At 70.8% G+C, this 17,596-nt stretch carries 17 protein-coding genes; 10 read left to right on the top strand and 7 right to left on the bottom strand.

Features of this window, described 5'->3' with window-relative positions:
* Positions 1-43 precede the first annotated feature (43 nt).
* Genes CK206_RS09325 through CK206_RS09310 form a run of 4 tightly spaced genes read left to right on the top strand, consistent with a single transcriptional unit; the run spans position 44 to position 5,430 of the window.
* Positions 44-568, top strand: a complete 525-nt coding sequence (locus CK206_RS09325) for a GtrA family protein (RefSeq protein ID WP_082923818.1) — start codon at positions 44-46, stop codon at positions 566-568.
* Between the two features lie 5 nt (positions 569-573).
* Complete coding sequence (locus tag CK206_RS09320) at positions 574-2,634, top strand: DUF6541 family protein (RefSeq protein WP_096906234.1); 2,061 nt, start codon at positions 574-576, stop codon at positions 2,632-2,634.
* Between the two features lie 25 nt (positions 2,635-2,659).
* Entirely contained in the window at positions 2,660-4,531 is a 1,872-nt protein-coding gene (locus CK206_RS09315) for a glycosyltransferase (protein ID WP_069390372.1), read from the top strand.
* A 32-nt stretch (positions 4,532-4,563) separates the two neighbouring features.
* Positions 4,564-5,430, top strand: a complete 867-nt coding sequence (locus CK206_RS09310) for a potassium channel family protein (RefSeq protein ID WP_096906233.1) — start codon at positions 4,564-4,566, stop codon at positions 5,428-5,430.
* Positions 5,431-5,445: 15 nt separating this feature from the next.
* On the opposite strand, the gene CK206_RS09305 is transcribed toward CK206_RS09310, so the two are convergent.
* Positions 5,446-5,814, bottom strand: a complete 369-nt coding sequence (locus tag CK206_RS09305; RefSeq protein WP_067714759.1) for a RidA family protein — start codon at positions 5,812-5,814, stop codon at positions 5,446-5,448.
* Positions 5,815-6,028: 214 nt separating this feature from the next.
* On the opposite strand from CK206_RS09305, the gene CK206_RS09300 reads away from it, so the two are divergent.
* On the top strand, positions 6,029-7,138 hold the full coding sequence (locus tag CK206_RS09300; protein ID WP_254050536.1) for a hypothetical protein: 1,110 nt from the start codon (positions 6,029-6,031) through the stop codon (positions 7,136-7,138).
* 61 nt (positions 7,139-7,199) lie between these two features.
* Here CK206_RS09300 and CK206_RS09295 read toward each other — a convergent pair whose 3' ends face one another.
* Entirely contained in the window at positions 7,200-8,399 is a 1,200-nt protein-coding gene (locus CK206_RS09295; RefSeq protein ID WP_069390375.1) for a TerC/Alx family metal homeostasis membrane protein, read from the bottom strand.
* 93 nt (positions 8,400-8,492) lie between these two features.
* Positions 8,493-8,966 (bottom strand): DUF4442 domain-containing protein, encoded by a 474-nt coding sequence (locus tag CK206_RS09290; RefSeq protein ID WP_067714753.1) that lies wholly within the window; start codon positions 8,964-8,966, stop codon positions 8,493-8,495.
* 149 nt (positions 8,967-9,115) lie between these two features.
* Between CK206_RS09290 and CK206_RS09285 the strand changes: the two genes are divergently transcribed.
* Entirely contained in the window at positions 9,116-9,307 is a 192-nt protein-coding gene (locus CK206_RS09285) for a ferredoxin (RefSeq protein ID WP_007633389.1), read from the top strand.
* On the opposite strand, the gene CK206_RS09280 is transcribed toward CK206_RS09285, so the two are convergent.
* From CK206_RS09280 to CK206_RS09265, 4 genes are all read right to left on the bottom strand, one after another.
* On the bottom strand, positions 9,294-9,899 hold the full coding sequence (locus CK206_RS09280) for a maleylpyruvate isomerase family mycothiol-dependent enzyme (protein WP_067714750.1): 606 nt from the start codon (positions 9,897-9,899) through the stop codon (positions 9,294-9,296). The two genes, CK206_RS09285 and CK206_RS09280, sit on opposite strands and share 14 nt — an antisense overlap.
* Before the next feature lie 93 nt (positions 9,900-9,992).
* Positions 9,993-11,114 (bottom strand): glycosyltransferase, encoded by a 1,122-nt coding sequence (locus tag CK206_RS09275; RefSeq protein WP_240341220.1) that lies wholly within the window; start codon positions 11,112-11,114, stop codon positions 9,993-9,995.
* On the bottom strand, positions 11,104-11,922 hold the full coding sequence (locus CK206_RS09270; RefSeq protein ID WP_067714748.1) for an ABC transporter ATP-binding protein: 819 nt from the start codon (positions 11,920-11,922) through the stop codon (positions 11,104-11,106). Before CK206_RS09270 ends, CK206_RS09275 begins: the two co-directional genes overlap by 11 nt.
* A gap of 12 nt (positions 11,923-11,934) precedes the next feature.
* A complete protein-coding gene (locus CK206_RS09265; protein ID WP_069390376.1) occupies positions 11,935-12,822 on the bottom strand; it encodes an ABC transporter permease in 888 nt (295 codons plus the stop codon).
* 66 nt (positions 12,823-12,888) lie between these two features.
* Here CK206_RS09265 and CK206_RS09260 point away from each other — a divergent pair, with 66 nt between their 5' ends.
* The 4 genes from CK206_RS09260 (at position 12,889) to CK206_RS09245 (ending at position 17,486) form a co-directional block, all read left to right on the top strand.
* Entirely contained in the window at positions 12,889-13,905 is a 1,017-nt protein-coding gene (locus CK206_RS09260; RefSeq protein WP_069390377.1) for an NADP-dependent oxidoreductase, read from the top strand.
* Positions 13,906-13,998: 93 nt separating this feature from the next.
* Positions 13,999-15,366: a polysaccharide pyruvyl transferase family protein gene (locus tag CK206_RS09255; RefSeq protein ID WP_096906232.1), complete on the top strand. Its 1,368-nt coding sequence runs from the start codon at positions 13,999-14,001 to the stop codon at positions 15,364-15,366.
* 103 nt (positions 15,367-15,469) lie between these two features.
* Positions 15,470-16,828, top strand: a complete 1,359-nt coding sequence (locus CK206_RS09250) for a TrkH family potassium uptake protein (protein ID WP_069389251.1) — start codon at positions 15,470-15,472, stop codon at positions 16,826-16,828.
* 19 nt (positions 16,829-16,847) lie between these two features.
* Positions 16,848-17,486, top strand: coding sequence for a TrkA family potassium uptake protein (locus CK206_RS09245; protein ID WP_061229485.1), 639 nt, complete (start codon positions 16,848-16,850; stop codon positions 17,484-17,486).
* Positions 17,487-17,596: the final 110 nt, after the last annotated feature.

The raw sequence follows: 17,596 nt of genomic DNA, 5'->3' as shown, positions 1-17,596 counted from the left end.
GTGCGTGACGCCGTGCCCTCGGCCGGCGATCTACCCTGGTCGCGTGACGACATCCAGCGGCGGACCCATCCACGGCAGCCCGGCGGACCCGCCGGAGGACTCCGTCCTCGACTCCCTGCGGGGCGCCGTGGACCCCCTCGAGGCCCGCCACGAGTCCGACCCGGCCCGCCCGACCGACCTGAAGACGCAGGCCGTCCGGTTCTTCCTGACCGGCGTGCTGTCGGCGATCGTCGACTACGGGCTCCTCCAGCTGCTCAGGGTCCTCGGCCTGGACTACGGCACGGCCAAGGCGCTGTCCTTCGTCGCCGGCACGCTCACCGCCTACTCCTTCAACCGCCGGTGGACGTTCCAGGCCGAGCCGTCGCGCGCCCGGTTCATCGCCACGATGGGCCTCTACGCGCTGATGTTCGGCGTGCAGTGGGGCCTGTTCATGGTGCTGACACCGTGGTTCCTCGGTATGGACTGGAGCCCGTTCTGGGCCACGACCGTGGCCTACGTCATCGCCCAGGGCGTCGCCACGGTCACCAACTTCATCGTCCAACGGACCGTGATCTTCCGGGTGCGCTGAGCACCGTGACGGTCGCGCTCGTCCTGCTCGCCGCGGTGGCGCTGGTGGTGGTGCCGGGGGCGGTGGTCTGCCTGGCCGCCGGCACCCGGTGGCGGGACGCGGTGGCGGCCGGGCCGGCGCTGACGCTCGCGGTGGTGGCGGTCGGCAGCGCGGTCACCGCCGCGGTGGACCTGCGCTGGGGCGTCGTCTCGGCCGGGGTGACTGCGCTCGCCGCGCTGGTCTGCGCCGTCGTCGTGGGTATCGCGTCCCGGGTCACCGATCGGGGGACGTGGCGGCGTGGCGAGGGGGAGTACGACGACGACCCCCGCCGCGGCGGGCCGGGCCCGGGGGTGGCGGACCTCGTCGTCGTCGTCCTCGCGGTGATCCCGGTCGCCCACATCCTCGTCGCCACCCGCGGTCTCACCGCCATTCCCCAGGGCTGGGACGCCATCTTCCACGGCGGCGCCACCCGGTTCATCGCCGAGACCGGGCGGGCCGGCCTGACCGACCTCGCGCCGGTGAGCCAGCCCGCCAACCCGCACTTCTTCTACCCGGACACTTATCACGCGTTCGCGTCGCTGCTGGTCGGGCTGCCCGGAGGCGGCCTGCCGGAGGCCCTGGGCGCCGTCTCCGCGGCGACCGGGGTGGTGTTCGTGCTGGGGGTCGCGGTCCTGGCGGCCCGCCTCTGCGGGGGGTCCCGACTCGCGGCGGTGGCGGCCGCGGCGGTCGCCGCGTCGGCGTGGACGTTCCCGTACCTCGCCCTGGTGCGCGGACCCGTACTGCCGTTCGCGCTGGGCGTCGCGGTGATCCCCGGACTGCTCCTGCTGGGTGAGCACCTCGCCGCCCGTCGGTCCCGGATGCCCGCGCACGCGCTGCTCCTGGGCGCCGGGATGGCCGGGGCGTGGTCGGTGCACCCGTCGGTGGCACTGGCCGCGGCGATCCCGCTCGCCGCGCAGGCCCTCGCCGGGCTGGCCGCCGCTCCCGGCCTGCGCCCGCGGCTGACGGTGCTGGGCGCGTTCGTCCTGGCCGCCGTGCCCGCGGGGGCGTACGTCGGGTGGTCGGTGAGCATGGTGTCGTCCGGGACCACCCAGTCGCTCGCCGGGTTCTCGTGGCCACGGGAGGCGGGTGTGGCGCGGGCGGTCGCCGCGGTGCTCGACCTCGGTCCCACGGCGGTGGCCTCGGTGGGCATGGCCGTGGCGGTGATCGTGGGACTGGCGACGGCGGTCGCCGACCCGCGGCGGCGTCGCCCGCTCGCCGCCCCCGTCGCCGCGCTCCTCGTCTACGGGACCCTGTACGTCCTGGCCGCGGCCGTCCGGGGCGACTGGGTGCGGACGTTCACCGGCTTCTGGTGGGACGACTTCTACCGGTTCGCGTCGCTGCTCGTCCTGCCCTCGGCGGTGCTGGCCGGGGCCGGCGTGCGGGCGCTGGTTCCGCGCGGGTCGCTGCGCCGGCCGGCGGCCCGGGTCGGCGTGGCCGTGGCGGCGGCGCTGGCCCTGCTCACCGCCTCCGGGCACGCGGTGATGGCGCGGGACCTGACCGCCTGGGGGTACGCCGACGGGCCCGCGGTCACCGCCGACGAGCGGCTCGTGCTGGACGCGCTGGGGGAGAGGTACGACGGCGGGGTGGCCCTGAACGACCCGTTCGACGGCACCGCCTGGGTCTACGCGCTCCACGGGGTGCCGGTGGTGTTCGGGGCGCCGCTCGCCGACGACCCGGTCGCGCAGGTCGGCGCCGACCGCATGACGCTGTACACCTCGGTCAACCGCTACGGTTTCGACCCGACCGTCACCCGCGAGATGCAACTCCGGGACGTGCGCTGGGTGATCGTCGGGACGGAGTCCGTGGGCGGGCCGGGCCGGCCGGGTGGGTTCATCGGGCTGCACCTCAACCCGAACCTGCGGCTGGTGGAGGCCACTCCGGGCGCCCGTCTGTACGAGGTCCTGCCGGTGCCCGCGGACCACCAGCCGCTGCCCCCGCCACCCGGCATCCCCCCGGTGACGCCGCCGGGGCAGCCCCCGAACACCGACTCACCGGTCGTCGAGGCGGCGCCCCCCGGCCCGGGGGCTAGCCTGGACGGCACCGCCTAACCGACTCCCAGGAGCGCATCGCCCCATGGACGCCACCACCGTGACAACCGCAGACGCCGACACCGGGACCGACCGGCCCGAGCGCGATCTGCTGCTCCAGCGCACCCTGTTCTCCGGCCCGCGCCGGTGGGTCAACGACGACCTGTACTCGCGGATCACGCGGGGCGTGGTGCGCCGCACACGCACCGAGCTGCACCTGGAGCCCGGCGCGATCGTCGACACCAACACCTACTTCGGCCGGTTCGAGGCGTCCTACTGGCAGCGCTGGACCGTCGTCACGGAGCTGACCGTACGGGTGTCGGTGGAGACCGCCGGGCAGGTCGACGTGCTGGTGCGCGCCTCGGACATCGGCTCCCACGTGCGGACGGTGGAGGTGGTCCACCACCACGGCGACGGCATGGCGGTGGTGCACGTGCCGGTGGACGCGTTCACCGACGGTGGCGCGATGTGGCTGGAGGTGCACGCCGTCGACGCGCCGGCGACGGTGTCGGAGGTGGAATGGAGTACGACGACGACGAGGCCCGCCCGCCGCGCCGCCGTGGCCATCTGCACGTTCAACCGGGCGGATGACTGTGCGGCCACGGTCGACTCGCTGGCCTCGGATCCCCTCGTCGCGGACCTGATCGACGACCTCTATGTCACGGACCAGGGCACCGATCTGGTGGAGACCCGCGATCCGTTCCGGCACGCGGCGGAGGAGTTCGGCGACCGGCTGCACTACCTGCGCCAGCCCAACCTCGGCGGTGCCGGCGGCTTCAGCCGCGGGCTGTTCGAGGCCACCGCACCGGACGGCCCGGGGCCGGTGGACGTGCTGCTCATGGACGACGACGTCCGGGTGGAGCCCGAGACGGTGCTGCGGCTGTTCGCCTTCGCCGCCGTCACCCGTGAGCCGATGCTCGTGGGCGCCCAGATGCTCTACCTGTTCAACCCCGACTACCTGCTGGTCTCGGCCGAACGGACGCAGCTCGACGAGCTCCGGGGCGGGTTGGACGCCGACGAGTTCGCGCTGCGTGACGAGTCGGTGGTCGCGGGCCGGCAGGAGCGGCGGATCGACGCCGAGTACAACGCGTGGTGGTCCTGCCTCGTCCCCGGCGAGGCCGTGGAGCGGGTCGGACTCCCCATGCCGTACTTCTTCCAGTGGGACGACATCGAGTACGGCCTGCGCTGCCGCCAGGCGGGGATGCCCACGTGCACCCTGCAGGGTGCGGCGGTGTGGCACGCGGACTTCTACTGGAAGGACGGCGACGACTTCGGCCAGTTCTTCTCCCTGCGCAACTCGCTGACCACAGCGGCGGTCCGGCAGGGGATCGACCCCAAGGACATGGCCAAGAACCTCGCCCGGAGCGTCCTGCGCGCGGTGGCGGCCATGCAGTACGGGCTCGCCGCCACCCGCCTGCGCGGGATCGAGGCGTTCCTCGACGGGCCCGACGGCACCCACGGCGTCGGTGACGGCGGTCAGGCCGCGCTGGCCGCGATCCGCGCCGAGCGCGCGCGGTACCCGGAGACCGCCAAGCTCGGGGTGGAGGCCCTGCCCGCCGGGGTCGGTGTCCAGCGCAAGGTGGGGATCCCGAGGGAGGACCGCGAGGACCAGGTGCTCGCCAAGCGGCTGCTCGTGCAGAAGTTGGGCCGGCAGCGCCGCGGCGTGGTGGCGATCCCCTACGAGGACGCGGCCTGGTGGCACGTCTCCCTGTTCGACGAGGTGTACGTGACCGACGCCTCGCAGACGGGGGTGCACCACCGCAAGGTGGACCCGGCGCGGGCCACCGAGCTGCAGAAGCGGCTGGTCGCACTGCTCTCCAGGTTCGTCCGGGAGGCCCCGGCCGCCCAGGAGCGGTGGCGTGCCGCGCAGGCCGAGCTCACCGCGCGGGAGAACTGGGCGCGGCTGTACGGACTCTGACCCGCCGTCCGCTCGCCGCCTAGGGTGGGTTGATGGTCGAGATCGTGCTGACGGTGGTGGGCGTGGCGCTCATCGTGGTGGTGTTGATGGACGTGTTCCACACGCTGATGCACCCCGGGGGCACCGGGTACCTGAGTCCCTGGGTGTTCGCGGGGATCTGGCGGGTGTCCCGGGCGACGGGCCATCGGGTGGGCAGCGCGGTGGGTCCGGCGGCCCTGGTGACGGTCATCCTGCTGTGGGTGCTGCTCCAGGGACTGGGCTGGGGACTGATCTACTACCCGCACCTGCCCGCGGACTTCACCTACTCGGACGGGATCGATCCGGACAGGCTCCCGGCGTTCGTCGAGGCCCTGTACTTCTCGTTCGTCACCCTGGCCACCCTCGGGTTCGGTGACATGGTCCCCTCCGATTCGTGGGTCCGGTGGATCACACCGTTCCAGGCGTTGACGGGGTTCGCCCTGCTCACCGGGGCCCTTACCTGGTTCAACCAGGTGTATCCGCCCTTGTTGCGGCGGCGGGCGTTGGCGCAGGAACTGTCGCGTCTGGACGAGGTCGACTTCCAGGGACGGATCCCGGACCTGCCGACGGAGCCGGTGTGTGCGCAGTTGACGGCGGTGGCCGACAGGGTCGAGGAGGTCCGGATCGACTTCTTCCAGCACTCCGAGGGCTTCTACTTCCGCGAGCAGTTCGCGGACCTGTCGCTGCCACGACAGCTGGCCGGCGCGGTGCGACTGTCCGAACCCGGCCCGGCGGGGTCGCCGGCCGCCGTGGAGCTGGGTCGCCGCCAGCTCGCAGTGGCGCTGGAGCGGCTCGCGGTGACGCTGGACCAGCAGTTCCTGCACCGCGGTGGTCTGCCGGAGCAGGTGTTCTCCGCCTATCTCCGCGAGCACCACCCCTAGGGGGCCGGCGGTCGATCACGGCACCAGGGCCACCGCCTTCAACTCGACGAGCTGGCCGGGGAACGTCAGCTCGCTGACGCCGATCGCACTCCACGCCGTGGGGACGTCCGTCCGGGGGATGTAGCGGCTGCGGACGTCGAGGAACAGGGGCAGGTGGTCCTGGAGACCGACGTGGTACGTGGTCATCTCCACGATGTGCTCGAAATCCGACCCGCCGGCCCGGAGTACCGTGCCCAGGTTCTCCCAGGCCGCCACGAAGTGATCCTCGAGGCTGCTGTCGATGACGTTCATCTCCGAGTCCCGCCCGGCCTGGCCCGAGCAGTAGATCAGGCTGCCGACCTTCACTGCCGGTGAGTAGTTGAACCGCTCCACCAAGTGGGCCATGTCCTCGGGAACGACGATTTCCTTCTGAATCTTTTCCTCCGTCTGTGAGTCGGTGTGACAGGTTGATCCTCGGCGGACGATGAGTCGAGTTAGCTAGCTGCGTGTAACAGCGGTGGGTCGTGAGATTCCACAGGTGTGGCGTTCTCCACAGACGCCGCCCGGAAGGCGGCTTCCCGGCCCTAGAGCAACGGCTCCGTGCGCCACAGTGACGGGTATGGAGATCCCAGATGCGTCCCGTGCCCGAGTCCTCGATGCGGGAGGACGCGGTGCGGAGACGGTGGCCGGCGACCCGCCACCACCGGGCAGAATCCGCCGCGGCGCACAGGGAACACGGGGTGCACGGGGCGTTCTGCCACCCGGCCCGCTGACCACGGCCGAACTCGCCGTCGCGGTACCGGATCCCGCTGACCGCGCGCGCTATCGGCGGATCTGGCACGGAATGTACCGGCGGGAGGACCAACGGGACGATCTCCGCATGCGCAGCGTCGCGCTGGCGCGGACCTGGCCCGGAGGGGTGCTGCGCGGGCGCAGCGCCGCCCTGCTGTGGGGCGACGACTCCGCGCCCGCGGACGCGCCACCCGAGATCTGGCTGCCGTCGACGCGCAGGTCGCGTCCGGGCAGGGTGTACCGCTACGGTTCGATGCCCCCGTCCGCTGTCACGGAGATCGACGGGTTGCGTGTGACCACCCCGCTGCGGACCTGCCGGGACCTGGCCGGAGATCTGTCGTTCGAGGACGCGGTCGTCGCGGTGGAGCGGCTGTGCGGGATGCTGCCCGAACTGCCGGGCCAGTTGTCGGGCGCCGCCGGGCATCCCGCCGGGCGTGGTGCGAGGGCCTTCCGTGAGGTCGCCGGGGCGGCGGATCCGCTCTCGGGATCGGTCGCGTCGACCCGGGCCCGGCTCGAGTTGGCGGCGGCGGGGTGCGGGACGTTCGGGCACGGGCACACGGTCCGGCTGGGGCACTTCACGGTGGAGTTGCCGCTCGCCGATCCCTTCGACCGGTGCGTGGTGTTCACGCCCGGCGGGCGGGCCCCGTCGTTCGGGAGACCCGCCGAGCGCTACCGGGAGCACTTGCGTCGGGCCGGATGGACGGTGATCGTCGTCCGAGGACCCGTCTCTCCGGAGGGGGCCGCGGCGCCCGCTCCGTCCGCTGTGCCCGCTCCGTTTGCCGGGCCAGCCGCGCTCACGCCTCCGGGAGGTCGGGGGGAAGGGCACCGCGCGGCGGCGGTGCTGAGGTCGCGCTGGCCATCGACGGAGGTCCGGTCCCCGTTGCGCGAGGACGGCGCGGTGGATCCGCACGGCATGTGGTCAGGCAGCCCCTGGTGAGGAGCCCGGGTCAGGAACCCCGGTGAGGAAGCCCCGGTAAGGCCCGGCCCCGCCGCCGGCGTCAGCGGGTGTAGTCGGTCGCCTTCTCGTAGCGGCCCTGCTCGTCCCAGACCCTCCGCAGGAGCTGCTCAAGCTCCCACACGTCGCCCTCGCTGCCGAAGTACCTGCGCTCGATGTCCTTGAGCTTGTCCTCGTTCTCGACGATCTTCGCCCACAGCTTCGCCCGCTCGACCGGATCGTCGACGAAGTCCTTGTCGAGGTATTCGAGCGAGTGTCGCTTGAGGTTGCCGAGCACCGTGAGCGCCTTGCCGGCCGGGCTGAGCAGGGAGCCGAGGACCGTCACCACGAGCACACCAACGATGATGCCCAGCGAGAGGAACGTGGGGACCTCCACCACGTCCACGTGCTCGCCACCGTTGATGAACGGGAGGTTGTTCTCGTGCAGGGCGTGGAGGATGAGCTTGACGCCGATGAAGCCGAGGATGGCGGCCAGCCCGTACTTGAGGTAGACGAGCCGGTCGAGCAGGCCGTCGAGCAGGAAGTACAGCTGGCGCAGGCCGAGCAGCGAGAACGTGGTGGCGGTGAAGACGATGAAGACGTTCTGGGTGAGACCGAAGATCGCGGGGATCGAATCCAGCGCGAACATGATGTCGGTGCCGCCGATGGCGACCATGACGATCATCATCGGCGTCATGACGCGCTTGCCGTTCTCGATGGTGAACAGCTTGTCGTGGTCGTAGTGGTCGGTGGCCGGGATGAATCGCTTGGCCAGGCGCACCACCACGTTGTCGGCGTCGTCGTCCTCGTCGTCCTCGGCCAGCAGACGTCCGGCGGTGACGATGAGGAACAGGCCGAAGATGTAGAACAGGACGGCGAACTTGTTGAGCAGCGCGGCGCCCACGAAGATGAACGCGGTCCGCGCGATGATCGAGAACACGATGCCGAACAGCAGTGCCTTCTGCTGGCCCGCACGCGGCACCTTGAAACTGGTGAGCAGCAGCAGGAACACGAACAGGTTGTCCACCGAGAGCGCCTTCTCGGTGATGTACCCGGCGAAGTACTCCACGCCCATGTCTGTGCCGCCGAAGATCCACACCACGCCGCCGAAGATCAGGGCGATCCCCACGTAGAGCGCGGACCAGATGGCCGACTCCTTGAGGGTGGGGATGTGCTCCTTGCGCACGTGAAAGAAGTAGTCGAACAGCAACAGGGCGATGATGAGGCCGACTGACAACGACCATGCGAGCGGGGTGGCTCCCAACGGGGGTTCCTTTCCGGGGAGGGCCTGGGACCGGATTATCCTACCCGTGTCCGGCGGCGGGAGACCCCCGGCGGAGGTTTTGACCGCTGCCCGTCAATCCCTGCGGCGGATCGACATCGTGTGCCGGGCCTCCACGACCGTCCCGCCGCGGGCGTCGGTGACCAGGGCCGTGTGGACGATGCTCGTCCGGGGCCGCGCGGTCAGCTGCTCACGGATGGAGTCGGCCTCCACGCGGGGGACCTCCACGACGCACCGCAGACGACCGCGTCCGGGGGTACGGAAGTCGATCGTCGCGGACTTGGTCCACACCTGGTAACCGGTGCCGAGCTGCCCGGACAGCAGCGCCCCGTAGAGCACGTCGGTGGCGGCGAACAGCGCGCCGCCGAACGCGGTGCCGTTGGTGTTGGCCGTCCACGGGGCCACGTGCATGTCGAGCTCCCCGCGGGTCCAGTCCGGCGCGACGTGGCGGATGCGGATCCCCGAGCCCAGCAGGGGTGGATAGAGCGAGGCCAGGACCGGGAACGCCCGGGGGCTCGAGGTGTATCGGTGCAGCAGCGTCTTGGGCACGGGGCGAGCTTAACTTACCGGCGGATCAGTTCGGGGCGGCTGCGATCCGGTGACGAAAACACGAATTCCCTAGACAAAAAGCACCGATTTGTCTAAGTTCAGGGGTCCGACCACGGAACCGATCGTGGCCGACGACGAGGAGGCACGTCATGAGGATCATCGTGGATCCGGACCGGTGCGAGGGCCAGGCGGTGTGCGTCGGGCTCGCCCCCGCAGTGTTCGAGCTGGGGGACGACGACGAGGTGGTGCGCGTCATCGTCGACGAGGTCCCCGAGGAGCACGAGAAGCGGGCACGGAAGGCCGTCGCGAAGTGCCCGATGGCTGCTCTCAGAGAGGCCTGACGGGCCACGCCCCCGGATCGCGTCCGGTCAGCGCCAGCGCCGTGTCCCGGGCGGGGACGTCCGGCCCCTCGTAGCCGGGCACCGGGGGATCGAAGAGTTCCGGGGCCGGGTTGTCGGCGAGATCTGCCCGGACGAACTCCAGCACGGCCCGATCGAGCTCGTCGCCCCACCGCAGGTCGATCCGCTGGGAGACGGCGAGATCCCACGCGTGGACGGCGAGGTCGAACACCTGTTGCGCCAGGTAGTGCTTCGCGGGCGCCAGCCCGTAGGACAGGTGCACCTCGTCGTCGTCCGGGGTCCCTCGCCACGCCGCCGCCACCGGCGGGCGGATCGCGTGCCAGTCGGTGACCAGCTCCGGCCCGGTCGCCTCGTGGAGCCGACGCAGGCGGTCCTCCAGATCGTCGGCCACCTCGTCGACGGTGCCGCCGGCCAGCAACCCCGGCACCCACAATTGCTCGTCGACCACGTGGGCCAGCACCTCGTGCGCCGTCCAGTCGCTGCAGGGGGTGGCGGCGTCCCAGTCGGTGATGGCGGGCAGGACCTCGTCGTAGAGGTCGGCGGCGCGGGACTGCAGGGCGATCCAGTCGGTCATGGACCCATCCTGCCAAAATCCGCTACTCCACCTCCGGATCCGCGAGTCCAATCGGCATAGCGGATCCGGATTCGCGGTAGCGGATTTCGTGGGTCAGCCGCCGGGCTTGTCGAACCGCTCGCCGGCGCCCATCCGCTGCAGTCGCAGCCACTCGCGCAGGCCCGCCGGGTCGCGCCTCGTCACCAGGAAATACCAGCCGAAGCGCAGGATCTCCTGGGGGATGAGTCGCCGATTGCCGGGCTGGGTGAGCACGTACCCGCGGTTGCGGTAGGTGAAGTGGCGTTTGACCGGGTCGTCGGGGAACTGGGTGTGCATCCGGCCGCCGAGGATCGGCTTGAACTCGTCCGAGCCCTGCGGGTGCAGGTAGGCGGTGGTCAGGCAGGTGCCGAAGGGCTGGCCGGAGCGGACCAGGCGGCGGTGCATCTCCACCTCGTCGCCGCGGATGAACAGCCGTAGATCCGGAACGCCCACCCGGTCCAGGCAGTCGGCGGTGAACAGCGCGCCGTTGAACAGCGACGCGATGCCGGGCAGCAGGTCCTCGGCCGGTGCCGCGGGCCCGCCCGTCCCACCGGCCCCGCCCGTCCCACCGGCCCCGCCGACCGTGAACAGCTCGGAGCGGTGTCGTCGCCACACCAGGCCGCGCCGCAGCGGGAACGCCAGACGGTCGGGATCGTCGAGGTCGCACACCACCGGCGACACCTCGGCCAGCCCGTGGCGGTCCATGCAGCCCAGCAGGGTCGCCAGCACCTCGGGCCCCTCGGGGCGGCCATCGTCGTCGGCGCACCACACCAGGCCCGCCCCGGTGGCCAGGGCGTGGAGCATCCCCAGTGCGAACCCGCCCGCGCCACCCAGGTTGTGCTTTGAGCCGATGTACGTGGCCTCGACCGGCTGGGCTTCGACCAGTTCTCGCACGGCCTGCTCGTCGGCATTGTCGATCACCACCAGGTGGTCGATCGGGCGGGTCTGGCCGCACACCACCTCGAGCGAGGCGCGCAGCTGCTCCAGCCGGCGGTGCGTGACCACCACGGCCACGACGCGCCGCCCGTCGCCGCCCCGCTGGGTTGCGCTGGCGGAATGCTCGCTTCCGGCGGGGTTGTGCTGCGTGTCGGGACCATTCTGGGCGCGCAGGTCCGAGCCCATCACCGCAGGGGCGTCCGACCCGGGCGTGTCGCCCGCACCGCCCGGGCGGCCCGCGCCCTGCCGCTCAGTCCTCATGGTGCATCCTGCCGATGTACTCGCCGATCGAGCGCCCGGCCTCGGGGCCCTCATAGGCGGTGACGATCTCCTCGATGCTGCCGCGCTGGCGGATCCGGCCGTGGTCGACCCACATGGCCGAGTCGCACAGCTGCGCGAGGAATTCGTTGGAGTGTGAGGCGAACACGAGGATGCCGGAGCGGGAGACCAGCTCGGCGAGCTTGACCCGCGCCTTCTTCATGAACTCCGCGTCCACGGCACCGATGCCCTCGTCGAGCAGCAGGATCTCGGGGTCGATGGAGGTCACCACCCCCATCGCCAGGCGGACGCGCATGCCGGTGGAGTAGGTGCGCAGTGGCATGTCGAGGTACTCGCCGAGCTCGGTGAAGTCGGCGATCTCCTCGACCTTCGCCTTCATCTGCTTGCGCGTCTGCCCGAGGAACAGCCCGCGGATGATGATGTTCTCGTAGCCCGAGATCTCCGGGTCCATGCCGACGCCCAGGTCGAAGACCGGCGCCACGCGACCGCGGATCCGGGCGGCCCCGCGGGTGGGCTCGTAGATCCCGGAGAGCAGGCGCAGCAGCGTGGACTTGCCGGCCCCGTTGTGGCCGACCAGCCCGATCCGGTCGCCCTCCCGGAGGGAGAGGGTGATGTCCTTGAGGGCCTCGACGACGACGACGTTGGACGCGTTCCGGCCGATCGCGCCGCCGGCGGATCCCAGCACGGCCTTCTTGAGCGATCGCGACTTGGCGTCGAAGATCGGGAAGTCGACGCAGGCGTCCACGCAGTCGATGGACACGCCGCCGGGCGTGGGGACAGCGGAGCTCATGGGATATATCTCCTACACCCAGTACGGGACTCGGGAGCGGAACTGGCGCAGGGCCACGAACGCGAGGACCAGACCGACGGCGGTGCAGCCCAGGACGATCCACCAGTGATAGGCGGCGGTGGGTTCCCCGAGCATGGGGGCGCGGACGATCTCGAGGTAGTGGTAGAGCGGGTTGAGCTCGGCGATCCGGGCCCGCTCGGCGATCTCCCCGCCCTGCTCGTAGAGCGTCTGCGTGGTCCAGACGATGGGGGTCATGTAGAACAGCAGCTGCACCATCGAGTCCAGCAGCGGCGCGATGTCGCGGAACCGGGTGGCGAGGATGCCGAACAGCATGGCCACCCAGACGCCGTTGATCATGAGCACCGCCAGTCCCAGGACGGACAGCAGCAGGTCCCAGCCCAGGGGGCGCGGGAAGACCAGCATGAGCACCACCCAGATCACCAGGTTGTGACACAGGAACAGGAACTGCCGCCAGACCAGGCGGTAGACGTGGACGCTCAACGCGCTGGGCAACTGCTTGATCAGGCCTTCGTTGGCGATGAAGACCTCGGAGCCCTCCTTGATGCACCCGGAGATGAAGCCCCACATGATGAGGCCCACGGTGACGTGCGGGAGGAACTCGGCGAGCGGGATCTGGAAGAGGATCGAGTACAGCAGGCCGAGCGCGACGGCCATGACGCCGGTGGCGATGGTGATCCACAGGGGACCGAGCGTGGACCGCCGGTAGCGCTGTTTGATGTCCTGCCAGCCCAGGGACAACCACAGCTCGCGCTGGCTGAGCCCCTGCCGCAGGTCGGCGACGGCCCGGCGGAAGGTGTGGGAGTCGTTGACGATCTCGCCGCGTACGCGCTCGTCGGGGAGCGTCGCCGAGGTGGGATCGGGGAGGGGCTGGTCCTGCACGATCGGGAAGCCTACTAGAGCGGCCGGCGGTGGCAGCCCCGCAGCGAGTGCGCGTAGACAGTAGAGATGACGACCAGTACGCAGATCCAGCTCGCGAGCCGCCCCCGCGGATGGCCGACCCACGACAACTTCCGCACGGTCACCGTCGACCTGCCCGAGCTCGCCGAGGGCGAGGTGCGGGTGGCCAACGAGTACGTCTCCGTGGATCCCTACATGCGTGGCCGCATGAACGAGGGGCGCTCCTACATCCCGCCGTTCGAGCTCGACGAGACCATGACCGGTGCCGCGGTGGGGCGTGTCGTCGAGTCGCGGTCCGACGCCCACCCCGTCGGTGCGGTGGTCCTGCACGACCTGGGGTGGCGTGACGTCGCGCAGGCCGACGGTCGGCAGTTCCGCGTGGTGGAGGAGATCGACGGCGTGCCGGTCTCGGCGTACCTGGGCATCCTCGGCACCACCGGACTCACGGCGTACGTGGGGCTCATGCACATCGGACGGTTCCGGGCGGGCGAGTCGGTGTTCGTCTCGGGTGCGGCGGGTTCCGTCGGTTCCGCGGTGGGCCAGATCGCCAGGCTCGAGGGCGCGTCCAAGATCATCGGCTCGGCCGGCAGCGCGGAGAAGGTCGCCACGTGCACGGAGCGCTATGGCTTCGACGCCGCGATCAATTACAAGGACGGCTCGGTCCGTGAGCTCCTGCGGGGGCACTTCGGCGCCCGCGACGGTGAGGGTATCGACGTCTACTTCGACAACGTGGGCGGTGACCACCTCGAGGCCGCGCTCGACCTGATGAACGACGGGGGCCGACTGGCCCTGTGCGGCGCGATCAGTTCGTACAACGCCACCGAGCGTGCGCCGGGGCCGGACAACATGTGGCACGCCATCACCCGCGGCCTCACCCTGCAGGGCTTCACGGTGAACAAGTACATGCATCTGTTCAAGGAGTTCGCGGAGAAGGTCGGCCCGTGGGTCTCCTCGGGCGAGATCGTGTTCGACGAGACCGTCGTCGACGGCATCGACAACTCGGTCGACGCGTTCCTCGATCTGATGAAGGGCGCGAACGTGGGCAAGATGCTCGTGCGGATCTGATCCCACCGATCTGACCCTCAGTCCGGTCCGGCGGCCGGCGGCGGTCTGACCCGGGGGGGCGTGGCCCCACGGGGGTGCGGCAGGGTTGACGTCATGACGCCGACTCGCCGAGCCGCGCCCGCCGCCCGCCTGAGACGACGGGCCCGACGCCGGCTCGACGGCGTGCGCGCCACCGCGGACGCGCGGTGGGGCCGGCCGCGGGAGGGCCACCGGCCCGTGTACCTCGTCGCTCCGGCCGGTCACCCCAACCACGGCGACGAGCAGCTGTTGGCGGGGTGGCTGCGCTACCTGCGGCACGCACTGCCGGGGACGCCCGTCGTGGTGGACTGCCACACGCCCGGCCAGGCGGCGGTCCTGCACCATTCCGAGCACCCGGACGTGCTCTTCACCGACACCCTGTGGCGCCTGGCCTCCGAGCACACCGGCGCCGACGAGGCGATCGGGTTCTGTCGCGCCGCGGTGGGCGACCCCGGGCTGCGTCCGGCGCTGGCCACGGGCATCGACCTGCTGCGCAGCGCGTCTGTGGTCCACCTCATCGGCGGGGGCTTCGTCAACGACCTGTGGCCGCATCACCTGGGCGTGGTCGCAGCGGCGGGGGAGGCCGGCCGGGCGGCGGGCGCGCGCGTGGTGGCCACCGGTCAGGGGTTCGTGCCGTGCGGGGACGCCGGACGGTTGGCGGGGGCGGTGCGCGACTACGACCTGGTCACCGTCCGTGACGCCGACTCGTTCGAGCTCCTCGCGGGCACGGGGGTGCCGGTCCGTCACGTGGCCGACGACGGCTGGCTCGCCCTGTCGGCGGCGGGTGGCGTCGAGGCCGGCGACCACCCCGTCTACTCGTCCGACCCGGACGCGTGCCGCGACCTGGTGCTCTGCGCCCAATCCGACCTGGTGGAACCCGAGGTCCTCGCCGCCACCGTCGCGCGGATCCTCGCCGCGTGGGCGGTGCCGGGCGAGCGGATCACCGTCGTCGAGTCGATCCCCGGTGGGGACCGGGTGGTGTGGGACAGGGTGTGTGCGCGCGCCGCGGCCGCGTCCGGTGCCGGCGGTGGCCGGGGCGGAGACGGCGACGACGACGAGGTGGGCCGCGCCCTGGCCGATCTGCGGTTGCCCCGTGCGCGTTTCGTGCCCTTCCAGGAACTGTGGGCCACGGGTCTGCCCGCCCGGCCTGGGCAGGTCTGGCTGACCACCCGTTTCCATCCGCATCTCTTCGCGGCGGCCCGCGGGGCCTCCGGGGTGGCGCTCCGGTCGGGGTCGGTCTACTACGACGTCAAGCACGGGTCGCTGCTCGCGGCCGGATCGCGGTGGAGTTCTGTGGCGGCCGACGACGGCCCGCGCACCGTCGTTCCCCGAGTGCCCGCGGCGGGCGGCGTCGATCCGGCAGCCGTCGCCGCGCTCGTGGAGGGCGCGGAGCGGTTGGCGCAGGAGATCTACGCGGGGGTCGTGGGCCGCACGCTGCGGTGATACGCAGCCGGTTCACGGAGGGCGAACTCCTACTGTTCATCGGTGGCGCCGAGGTCTACTGTTCGACCTCGTGACTGCGTATGGGCGGGTGTCACCGTCTGTGATGCGGCGGTGGGCGGGCTGGGCGACGTTGAGTCCGGTCCGGGTCGTCGCCCTGAGTTTCGCTGCGGCGATCGCGGTGGGGACCGGGTTGCTGCTGCTGCCCGCGGCGGTGGCGTCCGGGGGCGCCACCAGTGTGACCGCAGCGCTGTTCACGGCGACGTCGGCGATGTGCTTGACCGGGTTGATCGTGGTGGACACCCCTGTGCACTGGTCGGGATTCGGCCAGGCGGTCATTCTGGGCCTGATCCAGATCGGTGGCCTGGGGATCATGACCATGGCCTCGTTGGTGGGGTTGATGTTGGCGCACCGGATCGGGCTCAAGGCACGGTTGAACACCGCGGCCGAGGCCCGGGCGGCCGAACTCGGCGACGTGCGGGGCGTGGTCGTGGGCGTGGTCCGGATGAGTCTGCTGATCGAGGCGGTCACCGCGGCGGTTCTGGCGGTTCGTTTCGCGGTCGGGTACGACGAGTCGGTGCTGCGGTCGCTGTGGCTGGGCGTGTTCCATTCGATCTCGGCGTTCAACAACGCCGGGTTCGCGCTGTACAGCGACAATGTGATCGGCTTCGCCACCGATCCGTGGATCTGTGTGCCGTTGATGGTGGCCGTGATCCTGGGCGGGTTGGGCTTCCCGGTCCTGTTCGAGGTGGGGCGGCGCATCCGCCGGTCCGGGTCGGCGGCCCGGGAGCACCCGCGGTGGAGCCTGCACACCCGGCTGACCGTGCACGTCACGGTGATCCTGCTGCTGGCGGGGTTTGCGGCGGTCCTGGCGCTGGAGTGGACCCGCACGCTGCAATCGTTCGGTTTCGCCGACAAGGTCCTGGTGGCCGCGTTCCAGGGGACGATGCCCAGAACTGCCGGCTTCAACAGCGTCGACTACGCGCAGATGGACGATGCCACCCTGCTCGTGACCGACGTGTTGATGTTCATCGGAGGCGGCAGCGGAGGCACCGCGGGCGGGATCAAGGTGACGACCTTCGCGCTGCTGCTGTTCGTCATGGTCGCTGAGGTGCGGGGCGAGAAGACGGTCACGATCTTCGACCGTCGTGTGGACACCCGCGTCCAGCGCCAGGCGTTGGCCGTGGCCCTCATCGGTATCGGATTGGTGACGGTCTCGACCATCGTGCTCCTGGCGGGGACGCCGTTCGGGCTCAATGAACTGCTGTTCGAGGTCACCTCCGCGTTCGCCACGGTGGGGCTGTCCACCGGCATCACCGCGCGGCTTCCCGAGTGGGGTCAGTGGATACTGATCGGACTGATGTACCTGGGCCGGATCGGCCCGATCACCATGGTCAGTGCCCTGGCCGCTCGCCAGCGCGGACGACGGTACGACCTTCCCGCAGAAAGGCCTCTCATTGGCTAGGAAATCAGCGCCGGACGCCGTGGCAGTGCTCGGTCTGGGTCGGTTCGGCAAGTCGCTCGCCCTGGAGTTGATGTCCCAGGGCGCGGAGGTGTTGGGCGTCGACGCGAGCGATGCGGTCGTGCAGAAGATCGCCAACCGCCTCACCCACGCGGTGGTGGCCGACACCACAGACGAGGAGTCCCTACGTCAGTTGTCGGTGCACGAGTTCGATCGCGCGGTGGTGGGGATCGGCTCCGACCTCGAGGCCAGCCTGCTGACCGCCTCGGCCCTGATCAATATGGGCGTGGCCAACGTGTGGGCCAAGGCGATCAGCAACTCTCACGCCAAAATCCTCACGCAGATCGGTGTGCATCATGTCGTGCGGCCGGAACACGACATGGGCAAGCGGGTGGCCCACCTGGTCCGCGGCCGGATGATCGACTACATCGAGTTCGATGACGGATTCGCCATGGTCAAGACGACCGCCCCCGCGTTCGCGACGGGTCGCAGTCTCGGTGCGACGTCGATCCGCACGGACCACGGCGTGACCGTGGTGGCGATCAAGCGTCCCGGGGAGGGCTTCACCTACGCCGCCGCCGACACGATCCTGCACCCCGGAGACACCATCATCGTCTCCGGCAAGGTACGCGACACCGAACGCTTCGCGGAGCTGTCCTAGACCGCGACTCCCGTCCGTGAGGTGTGGGTTCTGTCGCTGACGCGAGGCCGCCGACTTTTGTGCAACTAGTTGCACAAAAGTCGGCGCGACCGTACGGTCGGGGGAGAAGT

It is taken from the genome of Dietzia sp. WMMA184 (assembly GCF_002441635.1).
GTDB lineage: Bacteria > Actinomycetota > Actinomycetes > Mycobacteriales > Mycobacteriaceae > Dietzia > Dietzia kunjamensis.
This window is presented reverse-complemented; position numbering and strand designations above follow the sequence as displayed.

Coding starts and splice junctions, on each gene's coding strand:
- CK206_RS09275 (WP_240341220.1), bottom strand. CDS start 11,114: ATGAGGACTGAGCGGCAGGGCGCGGGCCGCCCGGGCGGTGCGGGCGAC.
- CK206_RS09270 (WP_067714748.1), bottom strand. CDS start 11,922: ATGAGCTCCGCTGTCCCCACGCCCGGCGGCGTGTCCATCGACTGCGTG.
- CK206_RS09305 (WP_067714759.1), bottom strand. CDS start 5,814: ATGGCCCACTTGGTGGAGCGGTTCAACTACTCACCGGCAGTGAAGGTC.
- CK206_RS09315 (WP_069390372.1), top strand. CDS start 2,660: ATGGACGCCACCACCGTGACAACCGCAGACGCCGACACCGGGACCGAC.
- CK206_RS09280 (WP_067714750.1), bottom strand. CDS start 9,899: ATGACCGACTGGATCGCCCTGCAGTCCCGCGCCGCCGACCTCTACGAC.
- CK206_RS09250 (WP_069389251.1), top strand. CDS start 15,470: ATGCGGCGGTGGGCGGGCTGGGCGACGTTGAGTCCGGTCCGGGTCGTC.
- CK206_RS09300 (WP_254050536.1), top strand. CDS start 6,029: ATGGAGATCCCAGATGCGTCCCGTGCCCGAGTCCTCGATGCGGGAGGA.
- CK206_RS09260 (WP_069390377.1), top strand. CDS start 12,889: ATGACGACCAGTACGCAGATCCAGCTCGCGAGCCGCCCCCGCGGATGG.
- CK206_RS09310 (WP_096906233.1), top strand. CDS start 4,564: ATGGTCGAGATCGTGCTGACGGTGGTGGGCGTGGCGCTCATCGTGGTG.
- CK206_RS09285 (WP_007633389.1), top strand. CDS start 9,116: ATGAGGATCATCGTGGATCCGGACCGGTGCGAGGGCCAGGCGGTGTGC.
- CK206_RS09255 (WP_096906232.1), top strand. CDS start 13,999: ATGACGCCGACTCGCCGAGCCGCGCCCGCCGCCCGCCTGAGACGACGG.